The following is a 19,063-nucleotide window of genomic DNA, read 5'->3' as shown; positions in this document are numbered from 1 at the left end:
AGAACTGCTATTCTTTTTCGTTTTGTTTTTTTAGTTCATTCATTTCTTTTCTCAGCAGCAACAAAATTTCTTTTAGTTCTTTGTTTTCCTTTTTTAAATCACTTATATTTTGTTGTTGTCCAGAACTTCTTTTTTCCAATGCCTGTATGGCAATAAAACTTACGCCGGCAAAATCGGCGGAGTTAATGGTAGTATCGTTGCCGATGGTTCCATATTTATCTTTTCCAAAAGCGGCATAAAAATCCTGTGCCATGGGGCCGTAGTGGCGTTGCTTTAATGGGTTTTGCGAAATGTAATTCCAGCTTCCGAGTTTCATAGTAGCAATCTTTTCTAAAAAATTTTCTCCATCCGATTGCTGAAATTTTTCTTTTAGCCTAACATCACTAGCGGTAACCCAGGCATTACCCCCGGCTGCTAACAGGCAGCTCTCTGCATTGATAGCTGCTGCACTGGTAAACAAACGATAACCCCCTGCAAACCTTGCCCGGAAATTATTAATATTAGCCGAATTCAATACTGTTGTGGTGGAGTTATCACCAATTATAAAACTCCCATCATGATTATTCGTGGAGACATAGCTTCCCATTGCAGTTGAATAATTTCCACTGGCAGTTGTGAGAAATCCGCTTGCAAATGAAACTGCCCCGCTTGCCAAACTATTGTCACCAGTGGCAGTAGCTGCATGTCCTGTGGCATCGGTAGATTTTCCGGTAGCCAATGAATATGTGCCACTGGCATTGGTCAAATGCCCCATAGCCATTGAAAAATCACCACTGGCATCTGTACTTTGTCCAGTAGCTGTTGCTGAGCTGCCGCTGGCTATTGTTTGATATCCCATTGCTGTTGAATTTATCCCAATGGCGGTTGTAACTGACCCCATAGCAGTTGAAAAAGCACCGCTGGCTATTGTATTTTGCCCCATTGTTATTGAATTAAATCCACTGGCGATTGTTCCACTTCCAAGAGCTATGGATGAATTTGAGCTGGCAGTATTATTAAATCCTAATGCAACCGAATGAGTACCCCTGGCTGAATTATTCAGTTCTCCGCTTCGTAATGCCCCGCTTTTTGCGTCAAAGAAAAAAGTATTGCCTGCAACTCCGGAAACATCGGGAAGCGTAAAACTATTATTATACAACCTGCGAAACAATAATGAAAAGCCTGCACCGGTATTGAAATCAGTATTGCTTTTAAAGTTGATATAGAGTGAGGAAGAATTAAATATCCACTTACCAGTTGTATTGTATCCGTTTCCCACTGCAATCAGTATGGTGCCGGTTGATGATTCTTTTATGATTAATGAATCACCCGTATTTAAGTCCATTGTTTCAATTATCACTTCAAAACCTATATTGGATGAGGAGAGAATGTTTGCCTTACTGTCTAAATCAATACCATAGTTTCCGGCAGAGCCTCCAGGGTCGTACAGCCTTCCGGTGGAGTCGGTATTAAGAAATGTGATAGTGCCAAGACCTGGTAAAGTTTTGGTTTGCGCTGCCGTGGGTGCCGTGGTAGTTGCCGTAGTTGGAGAAGTAACCAATATACTCCCTTGCACCTGTAGTTTGTTAAGTGGTTCGGTTGTACCAATGCCTATATTTTGGGCACTTAGGGTTACTGCTGTAGCCAGTAAAAAAAAGAAGAAGCAAATCTTTTTCATAATAAATTTTTTATAAATTTTTATTTTGAATGGCCTTTACTTTTTCTAATCCCTTTTGCAGTTGCTGCAACAATGCCTGCACTGCTTCTAATTTTTCTGTCTGTTTGCTATTTTCCTTTTCAAGTTTCTGGATGTATTGCTGTTGTTCAGCCGTTCTTTTTTCCAAAGCCTGTATGGCAATAAAACTCACCCCGGCAAAATCGGCGGAGTTAATTGTGGTATCATTGCCTATCGTTCCATATTCATCTTTTCCAAAAGCGGCATAAAAATCCTGCGCCATGGGGCCGTAGTGGCGAAAGGTTTTTGGGTCTTGTGTTTTGTAGTTCCAGCTTGTGAGATTGAAGCGGCTTATCTTTTGTAAAAAATCTTCGCCGTTTACTGCTGCAAAATTTTCTTTTGTGTATACGCTGCTGCCGGTTGTCCAGGCATTATCACCTGCAAATAAAGTGCAGCCGGTAGATAAATCAGCGCTGGTAAATAGCTTGTACCCCCCGGCAAATCTTGCCCGAAAATTATTAATATTGGCCGAATTCAATACTGTTGTGGTGGAATTATCACCGATTATAAAACTGCCATTCTGATTATTGGTTGAAACATGATTGCCAATGGCGGTAGAGTAATTACCGCTGGCGGTTGTAACCCAGCCAATAGCAGTTGATGTTTCGCCACCAGAGGTTGAAGAACGGCCCATTGCGATGGAATTCTCTCCTGTGGCAGAAGTATTATCTCCCATTGCGATTGAATTACTTCCACTGGTGCTTACATTAAATCCCATTGCGATGGAATTACTTCCAGTGGCAGATATGTTATTCCCCATTGCGATGGAATTTTGCCCATGGGCGCCTACACTCAAGCCCCTTGCAAATGAATAATTTCCGTTGGCGGTTGCAAAACTTCCGCTTGCAAACGAATGTAGTCCACTGGCACTTACATTATTTCCCATTGCGGTTGAATAATATCCCTGTGTACTGTTATTAAAACGGCCGAATCTGACTGCTCCTGTTTTTGCATTAAATGAAAAAGTATTGCCGGCAAACCCCGAAATATCAGGAAGTGATGAACTATTATCGAACAACCGGCGAAACAGCAATGAAAATCCTGCGCCTGTATTGGCATCTGCATTGCTTTTAAAAATCAGATACAGTTCACCACTATTAAACACCCATTTACCCGTGCTGTTGTACCCGTTACCCACGGCAAGCAAAGTAGTGCCGGTAGATGATTCTTTGATGATTAATGAATCACCTGTTGCCAGATTCATTGTTTCAGCAGTAACCTCTATTCCAAGATTGAACCCTACCGATATATTTGCAAAAGCCTGCAGGTTGGGCAAATAATTACCAACAGGCCCGCCGGGGTCGAATATTCTTCCGGTGGAATCACTTACTGGAAAAGCAACGGTGCTTGCATTTATCATTGTTTTGGATTGTGCTGCTGTTGGCGCTGTGGCAGTGGCTATGCTTGGAGCATTAACCACCAGGTTGCCCTGCACCTGCAGTTTGTTAAAAGGGTCGGTGGTGCCAATGCCTACATTTTGTGCCATCATCATTTTATGTATGGCAATAAAAAGAATGATAAATAAAAATATTTTTTTCATACCTGCTGTTTTATTTTTTTATTATTTTGATAGTTTCAATATTGGCGGCATCGGCAGCAAGAAAATAATTTCCTTTCGCAAGTGTTTGCATGTTCCAGTTTAAATAGTTACTTCCCTTTTGCAGGTTCATTTTTTTTGAATCAATTTTTTTTCCTTCTGTATTGAACAGGTTGAATAAAATCGTTTCTTTTTTTTCTGCATGTATGTGTAATTGTAAAATATCTGCAACCGGGTTGGGGAATATTTTTACAGAAAATAGTTCTGCATTGTTGCTGATAACAATAACAGGCGAGTAAGTAAAGCGGCCATCAATATCTACCATTTTGAGCCGGTAATAATTAGTACCGGTTACAGGTTGGTTATGTGTGTAGCTGTAATGTAGTGTTTGTGAACTGTTGCCTGCGGCGGACTGCATGCTAATTTTTTCAAAACGGCTGCCGTCAATACTCCATTCAATTTCAAAGTCTTTTGTATTTATTTCCTGTGCAGTTTGCCATTGCAACTGCACTTCATTTGTATTAATTGTATTTCCTGTAAAACTTATTAGTGTTAATGGCAATGCGCCAACAATGGTTTGTGTGCCTGCAATATCTGTTTGATTATTGGTAATGGTTGGGGAAGTGCTATAACCAAAACTTACCGGGTTGGTAAGCCCGTTAATCTTAACCGTATTGCCGCTGGTTGCTGCCGCAGCCACATCAGCCAGCACAATAAAATATCCTGAACTGCCCGCTACAAGCGCCTGGTTACCCGTATTAAAAAGGGCATTGTAGGCATGGGGTGCAGCAAAGTTGGCGCTAACCTTTACAGCTTTTACGGTAGCCCCCGAAAGAGTGGGAGCAGTAGGATTAAAATATACATGCAGCAGCAGCAGGTCGTTATCATCATGTGTACCTGTAAGGGTAAATTGCATGCTGTTAACGGTAACCGCCTGGGCAGCTACATCCATTTTAGCGATATACAACACATTGCTATTGCTGCCTTGCGTAATATTAGCAGCAGCAACAGGGGAAGTTGTAAGCGTAACCCCTGCAGCCAGTATGGTTTGTGTGCCTGCAATATCCGTTTGATTATTGGTAATGGTTGGGGAAGTGCTATAACCAAAACTTACCGGGTTGGTAAGCCCGTTAATCTTAACCGTATTGCCGCTGGTTGCTGCCGCAGCCACATCAGCCAGCACAATAAAATAGCCGGAGCTGCCGGCTGCAAGCCCCTGACTACCCAAATTAAAAATGGCATTGTAGGCATGAGGTGCAGCAAAGTTGGCGCTAACATTTACAGCCTTTTGAGTAGCTCCCGAAAGAGTTGGCGCCGTTGGATTAAAATACACATGCAATACAACAAGGTCATTATCATCATGGGTGCCGGTGAGGGTAAATTGCATGCTGTTAATGGTAACCGGCAAAGAAGCTACATCCATTTTAACGATATACAAAACATTGTTGGTACTGCCTTGTGTAATATTAGCCGCAGCAAGGGCTGAAGTAGTAAGCGTAACCACAGCAGCCAGTATGGTTTGTGTGCCTGCAATATCTGTTTGGTTATTGGTAATGATTGGGGAAGTGCTATAACCAAAAATTACGGGGTTGGCAAGGCCATTTACTTTAACGGTATTGCCAGAGGTTGCTGCCGCAGCCACATCAGCCAGCACAATAAAATAGCCGGAGCTGCCGGCTGCAAGCCCCTGACTACCCAAATTAAAAATTGCATTGTAGGCATGAGGTGCAGCAAAGTTGGCGCTAACATTTACAGCCTTTTGAGTAGCTCCCGAAAGAGTTGGCGCCGTTGGATTAAAATACACATGCAATACAACAAGGTCATTATCATCATGGGTGCCGGTGAGGGTAAATTGCATGCTGTTAATGGTAACCGGCAAAGAAGCTACATCCATTTTAACGATGTAAACAATATTATTGGTGGAACCTTGAGCAATATCAGCAGCAGCAACAGGGGAACTAGTAAGCGTAACAACCTGTGCAAAATTTATTACTGGAATGAAGAAAATAATTGCCAGTATTAATAAATATTTTTTCATAACCAGGTTTTAATTTTTAAAAAATCCGCCCTGCCCGAACAGGAAGGGTAATATCATTTCTTATTGAGCCGACCTGCATTGCCAATGCGTAGCCGATTGTGGGCTTGTATGCTGTGTTAATGTTACCTGGGTTGGAGAATAGTTAGAGCCCGGTGGGGAAGTAGAAATATAATAACCGGGTTTATCTACACTTTCTATAGTCACTGTTCTTACACCATTTACTTTGGGCATTTCATGAATAAAAAATTTATAGCCATCGCCACCGGGGTCTTCTGTTTCGCTGCCACCAAGTGTATTACCCAGATGCACTTCCTGCCCGTTGCTGCTATTGCCGGCAAACAGCCAGCGTTTACGCTGCCGCTCAAACTGAATGGTGTAACATTTTTCATTGGTAAATTCAGTTAGTGATTCGGCCACATTAAATTCGCAGTATCTGTCAAGAGTTAGTTGAGCAAGGGAATACGTTTTAAGTATTTCGCTACGCTTCATATTGTTCCCTGCCAGCTCCAGGTGTACATATTTATCAGCCGAAGCATCAGCGGTAAAGATCCACTGGTGTGGGTAAGGCTCTTCTAATGGAGGATTTGTACTGCTTTTTTCGCAGGATAAAAAGAAAAGGATGATTGCATAGAGGAGTGTTGTTGTTTTCATTATAATAAGTTTTGTTGCTGCAAAATATTACTGTCAAATAACAATATTATCCCTGGTTTATTTACCTGCCATTCTGAATGATTAAATGACTTTACAGCCACAGCATTTGCGTGGAATGAACCTCAAATACCCACAAAAGGGGGACAAAATAAATTAAACTTATTTTTAAAAACTGCTCGATGGAAAAATGAGCTGGGTAGCGATTTTTGATATTTTTCTCAACGTAAATTGAAATACTAAAACAAAAAGCCAAAAGCACATTTTCATGTGCTTTTGTTGTTAAAATCTTCACTGGCAGATTGGGATTGTACCGCTGGTGATTGGCTTGTCCTGTGAGGTCCTGGTTTTTCCTTTTTAGCTTTTTTGGGTTTAAACTTGAGGTAAAATGCCAATAACAAAAGGGAAAAAACTATTGCCGCAACTATCCAAGCCTCCTTTCTAAGGTACCATAGTTCTTCATCAGCAAAATTATCTTGCTGTGCAAAAATTTTTGATGCACAATAAAAAATACCAAAACAAATTATGAAAGTTTTTTTAATTAACAAATTTTAATAAAGTTAGTGATCATTAAATATTGTAAAAATTAACTTCAAATATAACATTCTGCAAATTCACTTGCTTTACACTTATCCACACTTTGAACAGCAGTTTCAGCAACCGGTTCATTTAATACAATTAAAGAAACTGCCCTTTTCTTCCACCAGTTATCGTTTAATAATTGCCTGATGTTTATCTTTCCAAAAACCCGGTGAACGCCAGTATCGCTGTTGATTTTCTTTATACTTTCAAATGTATTAATTTTTAGCTTATACAGTTTATCGGCACTTACACATACATTAATATTGTAATTGTTATTTATTATCGGGTTTGCCTTTTGTAATTTTCTGTAAGTATAATGGTATTGCCTATGCAATGAAGCCACATCGCTCAAAACTGCTGATGCAGTTGGATATGCCCCGGCGCCATTACCTTTAAAAATTTGCCTGCCTGCAAAGCCGCTTTCAATTTCCAATGCATTCAATTCATTATTTACATGGTACAACTCGTCATCCTGCATAACCAAATGCGGAAGCACAAAAGCTGCAATAGTACCATCACCGATTTTTTGTGCTCTTGCAACCAATTTTATTTTACAATGCTTAGAACAAGCATACTCAGCATCATGCCGTGAAATATTGGTAATGCCGAAATACAAAAATTCACCGGCCAATGCAGTACATCCAAAAGCATGGGCAAGCAGTATGGAAAGTTTATTGGCAGCATCGTGCCCTTCTATATCCAGTGCAGGGTTGGCTTCTGCAAAGCCTAATTTTTGGGCAGCAGCTAATGCATCATTAAAAAGTAACCCTTTATCTACCATTTGAGATAGTATATAATTGGTGCTGCCATTAATAATTCCTCTTATTGATTTCACCTCATCATATCCAAAATAATCTTCCAGGCACCGAATAATGGGAATGCTGGCACAACAAGCTCCTTCATAAAGCAACGAAACATTATACTGTTTTTGCAAATTCAATAATTCTTCAAAATTATCAGCTATCATTTTTTTATTGGCGCTTACTACTGCTTTGCCATTTTGTAATGCTCTTTTAACGAAAGTAAATGCTGCCTTAGGGTCATCAATTAATTCTACAACGGTATTGATTTCTTCATCCTGTAAAATATCATCTTCGTTTATAGTAAATGGTAATTTACCGGCGCCACGGGCCTTACCCGGTATTTTGATACCTATCTTTTTTATTTTCGCCTGAATATTTTGAGTGTGAATAAGCGCTTCATAAAACCCTTTGCCTACTACACCAAAACCAAACAAGCCAATAGTAATTTTAGATTGATCTGACATAAATTATGTTTCTACTGATTAATAAAATACTTTCAAACAGGCTCTCCGGTCAAAATATGCTGCAAGTGATTTATTTTATGAAAAGCATTCGTTAAATCGGAAATTAAATCAGCAGCTTCTTCCAGCCCCACACTAAGCCTGATCAGGCTGTCTGCAACACCTGCCGCCCTTCTTTTTTCCGCAGGTATACTTTTATGCGTCATTGTTGCAGGATGACAAAGAAGGCTCTTTACACCGCCAAGGCTTTCGGCAAGTTGAAAAAGTTTGGTGTTGGTAACAAAGGCTGTTGCTGCTTCTTCGGTATCCTGTTTTAATGAAAAAGAAACTACACCACCAAAACCTGTAGATTGTTTTAACGCAATATCATGATTGTGATGGGTGGGTAAGCCAGGGTAATAAACATCTGCTACAAAAGGATGTGTTGCTAAAAATTCGGCAACCAACTGTGCATTTTTGCTATGCTGCTGCACCCTCAGGCAGAGTGTTTCAATTCCCCTTATCACCAGCCAACTATCGAATGGAGACAAAACAGCGCCACTTGCATTTTGGATAAATTTTATTTTTTCGCCAAGCTCTTTTTCTTTGGTAATAACAAGGCCTGCAATTAAATCGCTATGCCCTCCAAGATATTTTGTTGCACTATGCACTACAATATCAGCTCCCAGCGCAAGAGGTTGCTGTAAAGCGGGCGAAGCAAAAGTGTTATCCACGCAAAGCCAGCAGCCCTGTGCCTTTGCAATTTTGGCGATGGCTTGTATATCGCTGATTTTTAAAGTGGGGTTTGTAGGCGTTTCAATCCAAATAAGTTTTGTTGCTTTGGTTACGGCATTAAAAATATTTTCTACCTGTGTAGTATCAACATATTTCACTTGAATGCCAAACTTTTCATACACATGCGTAAATAAGCGGAACGCACCCCCGTAAATGTCATCTACGGCAATTATTTCGTCACCTGCTTTTAGCAATTTTAATACGGCGTCTATTGCTGCCAGGCCGCTGCCAAAGGCAATTCCGGTACTGCCTTTCTCTAAAGTTGCAATAATGTTTTCCAGCGTTGCCCTTGTAGGGTTATTGGTACGGGAATAATCAAAACCTTTGTTAATGCCCGGGGCTTGTTGTACAAAAGTGCTGGTTTGATAAATGGGTACGCTAATGGAACCAGTAAGTTCGCATACAGGGATGCTGTGGATGAGTTGTGTTGCTGTGCTCATGATAAGATGTTTAATTTTTATTTAAAAATTTTAAATAATCTTATCCTGAAAATTGAGGAATAAATACCGGGGTTTTTCTAAAATAAAAAAGCTCACCCGATATGCCAGATGAGCTTTTATAAATTGTTTTTACTTTTTAGCTTAATGTCTGACTTATCTGTCCCAATAATACTGTTGGGATGGATTTGGCACCTTTTTCCGAAATAAACGGAACAGGTTGCCAAGGCTTCAACGGGCCATTACCCTCTGCCTTTCTTGATAAGATTATTTAAAGAACTGCTGCAAAGTTAAACGCATAGTTTTTAAATTTCCAAATTTTTTATTTTATTTCTTTCTAAAAAGGAAAAATAGAAAACCAATTATGCTTTTTTTTTTTTGATTTATGATTTCCTGAAAACCCATTTCATCATCTCCTTCCAGCTTGGTTTTTTACCATACATTAAAATGCCAATACGGTAAATTTTTGCAGTTAACCAGGTAAGTAAAATAAAAGTGCCAATTAATAATACTGCCGATAAAAGCAGTTGCCAAAGTGGGATATCGTAAGTAATTCTTCCCATCATTACCACGGGAGATGTTAAGGGAAACAAGCTGCCGAATAAAGCCAGGTTACTATCGGGGTTTTGTACGGCATTGGTCATAATTACAAAGCCTAAAATAATGGGCATTAATATAGGAAACACCAGTTGCTGTGCTTCCTGCTGGTCTTCGCTCACTACGCTACCTACTGCGGCAAATAAAGATGCATAAGTAAGGTATCCACCCAAAAAGTAAAATAAAAACCAACCAATTATTTTTGCCATGGGCAATGTAGATAAACCATTGGTAATTTCTTTCATTACGCCTATTGACGATGAAGAATCATTTGCGGCTGTAGCAGCAGCTCCGGCCTGGTTTAAAATGTCGGGCATAAGCAGTGGGATGATTCCCTGAAGTATTACAAATAATACTATCCAAATGGCAAACTGTGTGAGGCCCACAGCGCCAATGCCAATAATTTTTCCCATCATTAATTCAAATGGTTTTACCGAACTTATCACCACTTCCGAAATACGGTTTGTTTTTTCTTCGGTAACACCCCTCATTACCTGTGTACCGTAAATAATCATCATTAAATAAATAAGTATGCCGCATAAATAAGATACGGCATAAGAAATACCTGCCACGGTTTTCTTTCCGCCTTCTTTGGTATCTATAGTACTTTGAATGGATACATCGGCCGATAATTTTTTAAAATCTTCCGGCTTTATACCCAATGCCGCCAGGCGCTTATCTTCCACGGCATTATTTACCATATCGTTTATTTCAACTGTTTTGGTAAGGCTAATACTGCTTTGGCTGTGTAACACAATACCTTCAGGTTTATCAATATTAATTTTAGGGATATATAAAAAACCTAAATAACCTTTGCTTTTGTACTTACCCACAAAAGAAGTTTCATTTTCATTTTTCACCAGTTCGAAACCTTTTTCCTTTACGTTTGTAAAAGAAGAGTCATGAAACAATCCTGCTTCATCAATAATGGCCAGCTTGCCGGAGGCTGATGAATCGCCACCCTTTATTGCCACAAAAATAATTACTGCATAAAAGGCCATAATTAATATTGGAACCAGTATCGTAGTAATAAGAAATGATTTTTTCTTTACCCTTGTAAAGTATTCCCGGCCTACAATTAAACCTATCTTGCTCATAAAAATTAATAAGAGATTACGAAATATTTTGAAATTGCCTTGCTGTTGCGGTGCCTTCTACCAGCTTAATAAAAATATCGTTTAAGGTAGGCAGCACTTCGTTAAATGAGTTGATGGCCACAGTTTGATTAATGAAGTATTGCAACACATCATTGGGCCTGGTGCCCTGCGAAAGTTTTATGCGTAACCTTCCGTTGCTGAGGTTTACTACTTCAAAGATGCCCGTCATGGTATGTTCCGGCAAAATATTGCCTTTCAATTCATAAATATTATCCTTAAATTCATTCTTTACATTTTGCACCGTTCCATCCAGTATTTTTTTCCCTTTATTCATCAGCACAATATGCCTGCATATTTCTTCTACCTGCTCCATACGGTGTGTACTAAAAATAATGGTGCACCCGTTTTCAGCAAGCTTAAAAATTTCTTCCTTTATTAAATTGGCATTTACCGGATCGAGCCCGCTAAAGGGTTCATCTAAAATAATTAAACTGGGGTTATGCATTACAGTGGTTACAAATTGCAGCTTCTGGCTCATGCCCTTACTCAGGTCTTCCACCTTTTTGTTCCACCAGCTTTGCATCTCAAATTTAGTGAACCAATCTTTTGCTTTTTGTGTGGCTTCAGTGGCTTTCAACCCTTTTAACTGTGCCAGGTAAACGGCTTGTTCCCCAATTTTCATCTTCTTATACAAGCCCCTTTCTTCGGGCATATAGCCAATGTTTTGTGCATCGTTTAGTGGATCAAATTTTTTTCCATCGAATAATATCTGCCCGCTGTCAGGATAAAATATCCCAGTAATCATACGCAGCAAAGTGGTTTTACCTGCACCGTTGGGGCCCAATAATCCAAAGATGCTCCCCTTTTGAATGGAAAAACTCATATCATCAACGGCCTTTTGAGTGGCAAAATATTTTTTCAGGTTTTGCAACTCCAATAAATTAGTCATTGTAAAAAAAATTTATGTACAAATATAATAGCATAAGCAGTTAACATTTTCTAATAAATAGCTAAGCGGCAATAGCAAATAATGAAATAAACAAAAAACTATTATTAATTCACATAAAAACCGTAACTTTGCGCCCGATTGTAAAATTTCCAAGTATTTGCATGACGTGCAAAGATGCTGTACAGAGCCGGTGTTACTAACACTACCGGTATTTTTTCCGCAGCCGGTGCATAACATGTATGTATGAAATTTTTCTGCTAATACATGTTTTCACGGGCATACTTCTGCCTTAAATTATTTTATTGTTATGAATTCATTTGAATCATTAGGGCTTAATGAGCAAATCATCAAGTCCATTACCGAACTCGGTTTTACAAGCCCAACGCCTATACAGGAAAAAGCCATACCCGTTTTATTAAGCGGCACAAAAGATTTTGTAGGGCTTGCCCAAACAGGCACCGGAAAAACAGCAGCATTTGGTTTACCGCTTTTGCAGTTAATTAATATAAGCGATAAATTTCCGCAAGCCTTAATTGTATGCCCTACAAGGGAACTTTGTTTGCAAATAACCAACGACCTTTCTACCTACAGCAAACATATAAGGGGCGTTTATACAGAAGCGGTTTACGGCGGTGCATCTATCACCATGCAAGTAAGAAACCTTAAAAAAGGAGTTCAAATTGTTGTGGCAACCCCAGGCCGGCTCATTGACCTTATTGAACGAAAAGCCATTGACCTGGGAAAAGTAAAATATGTAGTGCTGGATGAAGCCGACGAAATGCTGAACATGGGCTTTAGAGACGATATAGATTTTGTTTTAAAAAATACCGTAATAAGAGAAAGTACCTGGTTGTTTAGCGCAACTATGCCGCCGGAAGTACGTGCTATTTCTAAAAATTACATGACCTCACCCAAAGAAATTACCGTGGGCAAGGCAAACAGCGGCAACGTAAATATAGACCATCAATATTTTATTACCCAGGCGCATCACCGTTATGAAACATTAAAACGGCTTATAGATTTTAACCCGGGAATGTACGGCATCATTTTTACCCGTACCAAGGCAGATGCACAGGAAATTGCCGAAAAACTGGCCAAAAGCGGGTACGATATTGAAGCCCTGCATGGCGATCTTACACAGCAGCAAAGAGATAAAGTAATGGGCAGGTTCCGCAGCAAATCTCTACAATTGCTTATTGCGACAGATGTGGCGGCCAGGGGAATTGATGTAGATGGCATAACCCATGTAATTAATTATGAATTGCCAGACGATTTAGAAGTGTACACACACCGTAGCGGAAGAACGGCAAGGGCCGGCAAAAGCGGCATCTGTGTTTCCATTTGCCATAGCCGTGAGCAGTACAAAATAAAATCGCTGGAAAGGCTTATCAATAAACAATTTCACAGGCTGGATATCCCATCAGGCAAAGAAGTTTGCCGTAAACAATTTTTCCATTTTATGGATACCCTCAGCAATGCAGATATTTCCAACGGCGATTACGAAACTTTTTTGCCCGACTTAATCAAGAAATTTGAAAATGTAAGCAAGGAAGAAGTATTGCAAAGAGTGGCAGCCCTTGAATTCAACCATTTTTTAAAATACTATGAAAACGCCGACGACCTGAATGCAAGGGATTCAGGCAGGGGTTCGCAGCCAGAAGCCCGCATGCAAGGTGGCCGCAGGGAAAGGGGAAGTTTTAACAGAAGGGATAATGGATATACAAGGTTATTTATAAACCTGGGCACCAAAGATGGTTTTTATAAAGCCAGCTTTTTACAATTTATTTTAGATGAAAGCAACCTAAAAAAAGATGTACTGGGTAAAATAGATCTAAGGGAAATGAATACCTGGGTAGAAGTAGATAATGCCAATGCTGGCAAAATGATAAAATCGCTTGACGGCAAACGCCATAACAACCGTACCATACGCATGAATGAAGCAGATGGCGGATTTAAAAAACCCAGCGACGAAGCAAGAGCGGGCAGAAATGAAAAAAGAAGGTTTTAATTTATAGATTCCCTTTTTTCATAAACAACTTTGCAAAAATCCCTTTCACCGAAATAATATTGAGCGGAAACTCAAGGAACACATGCAACAAGCTTAAAAAAAATAATGCCAGCAGCCCGGTGCGGTAGTCATAATAATATAAGCCTACAGAAAGCGCCCAAAGCACTATAATAACAACCCATTTTTTGGCCTGTATATTTTTGCCCCAGCCAATGATAGAAGTTTTGGAAAACCAATTGAGGTAATGATACGTATAGGCAAATGCAAGAAACACCTGTAATTTAATACCCGCAACAGAAACCAAATTAAACTTTCCATTGGTTTCCTGTAACTGTAAAATACCTGCAATACTGTTTTTTACCCGGTTAAAATTATTGTACATAAAAGTAGATTTCACATGATTGCTTATCAAATATTTTTCTGCATCTAAAGGCAACAGTATAATAACAAAAGGGCTCAATACCAGCAAAACAATGCCCAGCCAGGCGTAAGCGCTTTTCTCGTTCATGGCGCCATAAACCATAAACAGCAATGTAAACAAATACACATGCACAACTGTAGGAATAAACATGGCTACAACCATTGCATAAACAGGCAGGAATTTTATAACTAAAAAACTAAAAATAGCCGCCGAAATAAAAAACAGCGATACCTGTTGCCATTTTTTAAAATAAATAAGCCCAATAGAAAAGATGAGGGAAACGAAAACAATGTAAACATTTACCGTTTGCGAATAATGTGCAACCTTGCTGCCAGCGAAAGTTTGCCTTAACGCTGCCAAAAATGGCAAACGCAATACAAAAGGCAATGCAACCAGTGCCGCCAATACCATCAATACAATTACATATTTTTTTTTACGTACAAAATAATTTCTTTCATTAAGCCAGTTTATTTCGGTAAGGTAATGAAGCGGGCCCAATACAGCATAAGAAAACAGAAAAAGTTCAAAAGGTATTTTATACGCAAGCAATAGGGAAAGTATAATTAAACCAGCATTGAGTAAGTTTATGCTTTTAGTGTTCATAAAAAAAATACAACTTTTGCATAAAGATAGCTATATAGAATAGCTATTGTACCACATTATGCTGCGTACTTATTATATTTTCGGCCTTCATAAATGTAACTAATTCACATCTTACTCTCAATATTTTTCCACCATACCCATACTATATATGCTCAATAAAAAAAACCTGCCCGTTTTAAACGTAGCAGGTCTTTCTAAACGGGCCGTATTTAAAAGAAGGTAGAAATTACCAGTTTAAGGGCACAAATAAAAGGTTAGCAACGGCCGTTTAGCAGTTCAAGTGTATATAAGATGAAATATTTGCAGCAATAGTTTTGAACTGTTAGATAAAAAAAAGTTAAACAAAATGCTTCCTTTATTAACATCGTTCTGCGATATTGTTTAAACAAACGCAAAAAAAACCCTGCTTTATTTTAGCAGGGCATATCATTTAACTGAATTTTACTAATTAGCTTTCTATGCTTTGCTTGCCTTTTTGCTTGGCTATTACTTCTTCTGCAATATTATTTGGAGCAGGATGGTAATGGCTGAACTCCATTGTAGAAGTAGCACGGCCAGATGACAATGAACGCAACTGTGTTACATATCCAAACATTTCGCTCAGGGGAACTTTAGCTTTAATAACCTGCAGGTTATTGCGGCTGTCCATACCTTCCAGCATTCCACGGCGGCGGTTAAGGTCGCCAGTTACATCACCCATGTATTGGTCCGGTGTAAGCACTTCTACTTTCATAATAGGTTCCAGTAATACAGGTTTTGCTTTGCGGCCGGCTTCACGAAAACCGGATTTGGCGCACAATTCAAAACTCATAGCGTCAGAATCCACATCATGGTAGCTACCATCATACACCCGTATTTTCATACTTTCCATGGGATAAGCAGCCAACACACCCGTAGTCATTGAGGTTTCAAAACCTTTATTAATTGCCGGTACAAACTCTTTTGGAATTGATCCACCAAAAAGGTCGTTTACAAATTGGAAATGTTTGCCTTCGTTTTCTTTAAGCCATTCTGCATCTGCAGGGCCAATTTCAAAAATAATGTCGGCAAATTTACCCCGGCCACCGGTTTGTTTCTTCAATATTTCCCTGTGTTCAATTGCTTTGGTAAAGGCTTCTTTATATGCCACCTGCGGTGCGCCCTGGTTTACTTCTACTTTAAACTCTCTCTTCATACGGTCAAGTATAATTTCCAGGTGAAGTTCACCCATTCCACGCAAAATGGTTTGGCCTGTATCTTCATCGGTATTTACACGAAGTGTAGGATCTTCTTCCACAAGTTTGGCAATGGCCATACCCATTTTATCCACGTCTGCCTGTGTTTTTGGTTCAATTGCAATCGCAATAACCGGCTCAGGAATAAACATGTTTTCCAAAGTAATTGGATGGTCTTCATCGCATAAAGTATCACCGGTTTTAATTTCTTTAAAACCAACTGCTGCACCAATATCACCTGCTTCAATAAAATCTACAGGGTTTTGCTTATTGGCAAACATTTTCATAATGCGGCTGATGCGTTCCTTCTTACCGCTTCTTACGTTCAACACATAAGAACCAGCATCTAAGTGGCCGCTATAACACCTAAAAAACGCCAAACGGCCCACAAACGGATCGGTCATAATTTTAAAAGCCAAAGCGGCAAAGGGTTCTTTTGCATCGGGCTTACGCAATAATTCTGCACCAGTATCCGGGTCGGTTCCTTTCACCGCTTCAATATCTACAGGGCTGGGCAGGTATCGGCATACGGCATCAAGTGCTGTTTGCACACCTTTGTTTTTAAAAGATGAACCACACATCATGGGTACAATGCTCAAATCAATAGTTGCTTTGCGTATTGCCGCATGTATTTCATCTTCAGAAATCGTATCGGGGTTATCAAAAAACTTCTCCATTAAATGGTCGTCATATTCAGCAACGGCTTCTACTAATTCTGCACGCAATTGTTTTGCTTCTTCCAGCAAATCGGCGGGTATCTCAATTTCATCAAAAGTCATTCCTTCGGTTTCGGCATGCCATATAATCCCTTTCATTTTAATAAGGTCAACCACACCTTTAAAGTTGTCTTCTGCGCCTATAGGAATTTGTAAAGGAACCGCTTTAGAGCCCAGCATTTCTCTTACTTGCTTTACCACATTTAAAAAATCGGCACCGGCACGGTCCATTTTATTTACAAAGCCAATACGGGGTACATGGTAACGGTTGGCCTGGCGCCATACGGTTTCCGATTGTGGTTCTACCCCATCAACTGCCGAAAATAAAGCAATCAATCCATCAAGCACACGCATGGATCGTTCTACCTCTACGGTAAAATCCACGTGGCCCGGTGTATCAATAATATTAAAAGCGTATTCTTTGGTACCTGGGGTTGCCTTACCTTTTTCGGTAGGGAAATTCCATTTGCAACTTACGGCTGCCGAAGTAATCGTAATCCCTCTTTCTTTTTCCTGCTCCATCCAGTCGGTAGTAGCAGCGCCATCGTGTACTTCACCAATTTTGTGGATCATACCAGTGTAACGCAGGATACGCTCTGTAGTAGTGGTTTTACCGGCATCAATATGAGCGGCAATACCAAAGTTTCTCTGAAATTTTAAATCAGCCATTTTTATTTAATTAAGAATTATGAATTATAAATTTTAAATGTTTTGAGCCCGGCTTTTGCAATGCTATTAAGCTTCATTGGCGTCGCACTCTTGTACTGTAAATCTTTATTGAAAACCCCTTTAAATATAAATTCACCCCAAATAAATTGGAGCAAAACGGGGCAATATGGTTTGTTTAAGCTCTCATGAAAAGCTAAATTGTGCGGCTCCATTTACTTTACCGTAGCATTTAGCGGCGCAAAGGTATGATTTTTTTTATTTTTATTAAAGGTTTTTTAATCAAATAGAAGTTAACTGATTTATTGCATTTTTTTATTCTTAATTATTAATAATCAATCATTTAATTAAAAATATCATTTTTAAAACCCACACCACAGCAATAAAATTTACTAAATTTTATTGCTCACTTTAGTTTATAATAAAAAAATGCAGCCCCTGTGGGCCGCAAGTTTAAATAATTGATTTGCTGTAAATTATTTTGCCTTATTTTTCTTGCAATTCAAATGTATTTGAAAGCCAACCAAAAAGCCTATTGTTCCCAGTGCATCCGAATCTCCTTTATATTTAAGTGAATTATAATACAATGCAAGTTCTAATGCTGTATGTTCATTTAAAAAAAATGCCGGGCCAGCCGCCAACATCCAGCTGGTAAATTTTTCTGTAGAGCCATAAGTGCCGGTAGTTTTATAAGACCCAAATCCAAAACTGCCTTCGCCAAAGAGCATTGCTCTTTGAGCAAGTTTTAAAAAATAATACCTCAAAAATGGCCCTATACTTAAATCGGTTGTAGATCCATCGCTACCCTTAACCTTATAGTTTGAAAGATCAAAGGAAATACCGCCAGCAAGGTTATTAATAAAAAAATAGCCGGCGTTTGGCGAAAAATTAATAGAGGTAGCTTTTCCTTCTCCTTGCTTAGATGAACTGAAACCAGCGCTACCTCCTAAAAGCCAGTTTCCCTTATCCGTTTGGGCAATTACAGTAATGGTAAAGTACATAATCAACAATACCAGTACAAAGATTTTCTTTTTCATTTGTTTCGGTTTTGATTAAGAATAAATTTAATAATACAAATATTAATATTGTAATTTATATATAAAAATTTATATTTTGCACACTTGTTAATAAATGCCATAAAAAAAGCGCCCCAAAAGGGGCGCTCAATTAAATTACTCATATTAAAATTAGAAAGAATAAGCTAAACGCAGGCCTACCATGCTGCCATTTACGCTATTTTTACTCCATCCTGTGTATTTTACCAATGCGCTTATATTAGAGCTAATTTGGTAGCCAACGCCTGGAGAATATGTAAATGCAGATCCACCACCGCTAGCAGTGCTAAACATCAAGCCAAGTTGACCAGCTGCAAATACTTTTTCGGTAAAATTATACTTAATACCTGCCATTACAGGTACAAATCCATCAGATCCGCTACCGTTTTTACCAGAAAAGTTAAGGTAACCTGCATTTAAAGTTGCCGCAAGATTATCATCTAAAGAGTATTCACCTTGAAGGCTACCTCCAAATACGGCACTGTAATAATCACCGTAGTCTCCCATAGGAAGTCCGGCCTCTGCACCAATACTCACTCTAAATGGTTTTTTTGAGTCGTTTTGAGCAGTTGCGGCAAAAGTAACGCCAAGGAGTGCAGTAATAACAAAAAGTTTTTTCATTTTAAATTTGTTTGGTTATTAATAAGTTTTAATATAGTGCAAGATATACAATTACTAAAATTTGCTGCATAAACTACTTATACACAGCTGTTAATATTAATGTAATCTTACAATTTACCAGC

The 19,063-nt window shown here is 39.0% G+C and carries 13 protein-coding genes and 1 riboswitch; of the genes, 1 reads left to right on the top strand and 12 read right to left on the bottom strand.

What is annotated here, in order from left to right:
- Positions 1-7 precede the first annotated feature (7 nt).
- From IPO46_11100 to IPO46_11065, 8 genes are all read right to left on the bottom strand, one after another.
- Positions 8-1,657, bottom strand: a complete 1,650-nt coding sequence (locus tag IPO46_11100) for a tail fiber domain-containing protein (protein ID QQS62623.1) — start codon at positions 1,655-1,657, stop codon at positions 8-10.
- 10 nt (positions 1,658-1,667) lie between these two features.
- On the bottom strand, positions 1,668-2,432 hold the full coding sequence (locus IPO46_11095; protein QQS64395.1) for a tail fiber domain-containing protein: 765 nt from the start codon (positions 2,430-2,432) through the stop codon (positions 1,668-1,670).
- A gap of 832 nt (positions 2,433-3,264) precedes the next feature.
- Positions 3,265-5,289 carry a T9SS type A sorting domain-containing protein gene (locus IPO46_11090; GenBank protein ID QQS62622.1) on the bottom strand — a complete coding sequence of 675 codons (2,025 nt, stop codon included), beginning with the start codon at positions 5,287-5,289 and terminating at the stop codon, positions 3,265-3,267.
- A 60-nt stretch (positions 5,290-5,349) separates the two neighbouring features.
- On the bottom strand, positions 5,350-5,940 hold the full coding sequence (locus tag IPO46_11085) for a hypothetical protein (protein ID QQS62621.1): 591 nt from the start codon (positions 5,938-5,940) through the stop codon (positions 5,350-5,352).
- 589 nt (positions 5,941-6,529) lie between these two features.
- Positions 6,530-7,786, bottom strand: a complete 1,257-nt coding sequence (locus IPO46_11080) for a homoserine dehydrogenase (GenBank protein QQS62620.1) — start codon at positions 7,784-7,786, stop codon at positions 6,530-6,532.
- Between the two features lie 32 nt (positions 7,787-7,818).
- Positions 7,819-8,997, bottom strand: coding sequence for a PLP-dependent transferase (locus tag IPO46_11075; protein ID QQS62619.1), 1,179 nt, complete (start codon positions 8,995-8,997; stop codon positions 7,819-7,821).
- Between the two features lie 150 nt (positions 8,998-9,147).
- Positions 9,148-9,262, bottom strand: a riboswitch (SAM riboswitch).
- Between the two features lie 115 nt (positions 9,263-9,377).
- Entirely contained in the window at positions 9,378-10,688 is a 1,311-nt protein-coding gene (locus tag IPO46_11070) for an ABC transporter permease (GenBank protein QQS62618.1), read from the bottom strand.
- A gap of 16 nt (positions 10,689-10,704) precedes the next feature.
- Positions 10,705-11,637: an ATP-binding cassette domain-containing protein gene (locus IPO46_11065; GenBank protein QQS62617.1), complete on the bottom strand. Its 933-nt coding sequence runs from the start codon at positions 11,635-11,637 to the stop codon at positions 10,705-10,707.
- 307 nt (positions 11,638-11,944) lie between these two features.
- Here IPO46_11065 and IPO46_11060 point away from each other — a divergent pair, with 307 nt between their 5' ends.
- Positions 11,945-13,645, top strand: coding sequence for a DEAD/DEAH box helicase (locus IPO46_11060; protein ID QQS62616.1), 1,701 nt, complete (start codon positions 11,945-11,947; stop codon positions 13,643-13,645).
- A 1-nt stretch (position 13,646) separates the two neighbouring features.
- Here IPO46_11060 and IPO46_11055 read toward each other — a convergent pair whose 3' ends face one another.
- The 4 genes from IPO46_11055 to IPO46_11040 form a co-directional block, all read right to left on the bottom strand.
- Complete coding sequence (locus IPO46_11055; protein QQS62615.1) at positions 13,647-14,669, bottom strand: hypothetical protein; 1,023 nt, start codon at positions 14,667-14,669, stop codon at positions 13,647-13,649.
- Positions 14,670-15,117: 448 nt separating this feature from the next.
- On the bottom strand, positions 15,118-17,268 hold the full coding sequence (gene fusA, locus IPO46_11050; GenBank protein ID QQS62614.1) for an elongation factor G: 2,151 nt from the start codon (positions 17,266-17,268) through the stop codon (positions 15,118-15,120).
- Positions 17,269-17,741: 473 nt separating this feature from the next.
- Entirely contained in the window at positions 17,742-18,302 is a 561-nt protein-coding gene (locus tag IPO46_11045) for a porin family protein (protein ID QQS62613.1), read from the bottom strand.
- Positions 18,303-18,452: 150 nt separating this feature from the next.
- Positions 18,453-18,941, bottom strand: coding sequence for a hypothetical protein (locus IPO46_11040; GenBank protein QQS62612.1), 489 nt, complete (start codon positions 18,939-18,941; stop codon positions 18,453-18,455).
- Positions 18,942-19,063 lie beyond the last annotated feature (122 nt).

The sequence above is a fragment of the Chitinophagaceae bacterium genome (assembly GCA_016699815.1).
Lineage (GTDB): Bacteria > Bacteroidota > Bacteroidia > Chitinophagales > Chitinophagaceae > Ferruginibacter.
This window is presented reverse-complemented; position numbering and strand designations above follow the sequence as displayed.

What these genes read in the sequence shown, in the direction of transcription:
- IPO46_11075 (QQS62619.1), bottom strand. Translation starts at nt 8,997, where the DNA reads ATGAGCACAGCAACACAACTCATCCACAGCATCCCTGTATGCGAACTT.
- IPO46_11065 (QQS62617.1), bottom strand. Translation starts at nt 11,637, where the DNA reads ATGACTAATTTATTGGAGTTGCAAAACCTGAAAAAATATTTTGCCACT.
- IPO46_11085 (QQS62621.1), bottom strand. Translation starts at nt 5,940, where the DNA reads ATGAAAACAACAACACTCCTCTATGCAATCATCCTTTTCTTTTTATCC.
- IPO46_11055 (QQS62615.1), bottom strand. Translation starts at nt 14,669, where the DNA reads ATGAACACTAAAAGCATAAACTTACTCAATGCTGGTTTAATTATACTT.
- fusA (QQS62614.1), bottom strand. Translation starts at nt 17,268, where the DNA reads ATGGCTGATTTAAAATTTCAGAGAAACTTTGGTATTGCCGCTCATATT.
- IPO46_11095 (QQS64395.1), bottom strand. Translation starts at nt 2,432, where the DNA reads ATGGGATTTAATGTAAGCACCAGTGGAAGTAATTCAATCGCAATGGGA.
- IPO46_11100 (QQS62623.1), bottom strand. Translation starts at nt 1,657, where the DNA reads ATGAAAAAGATTTGCTTCTTCTTTTTTTTACTGGCTACAGCAGTAACC.
- IPO46_11090 (QQS62622.1), bottom strand. Translation starts at nt 5,289, where the DNA reads ATGAAAAAATATTTATTAATACTGGCAATTATTTTCTTCATTCCAGTA.
- IPO46_11060 (QQS62616.1), top strand. Translation starts at nt 11,945, where the DNA reads ATGAATTCATTTGAATCATTAGGGCTTAATGAGCAAATCATCAAGTCC.
- IPO46_11045 (QQS62613.1), bottom strand. Translation starts at nt 18,302, where the DNA reads ATGAAAAAGAAAATCTTTGTACTGGTATTGTTGATTATGTACTTTACC.
- IPO46_11070 (QQS62618.1), bottom strand. Translation starts at nt 10,688, where the DNA reads ATGAGCAAGATAGGTTTAATTGTAGGCCGGGAATACTTTACAAGGGTA.
- IPO46_11080 (QQS62620.1), bottom strand. Translation starts at nt 7,786, where the DNA reads ATGTCAGATCAATCTAAAATTACTATTGGCTTGTTTGGTTTTGGTGTA.
- IPO46_11040 (QQS62612.1), bottom strand. Translation starts at nt 18,941, where the DNA reads ATGAAAAAACTTTTTGTTATTACTGCACTCCTTGGCGTTACTTTTGCC.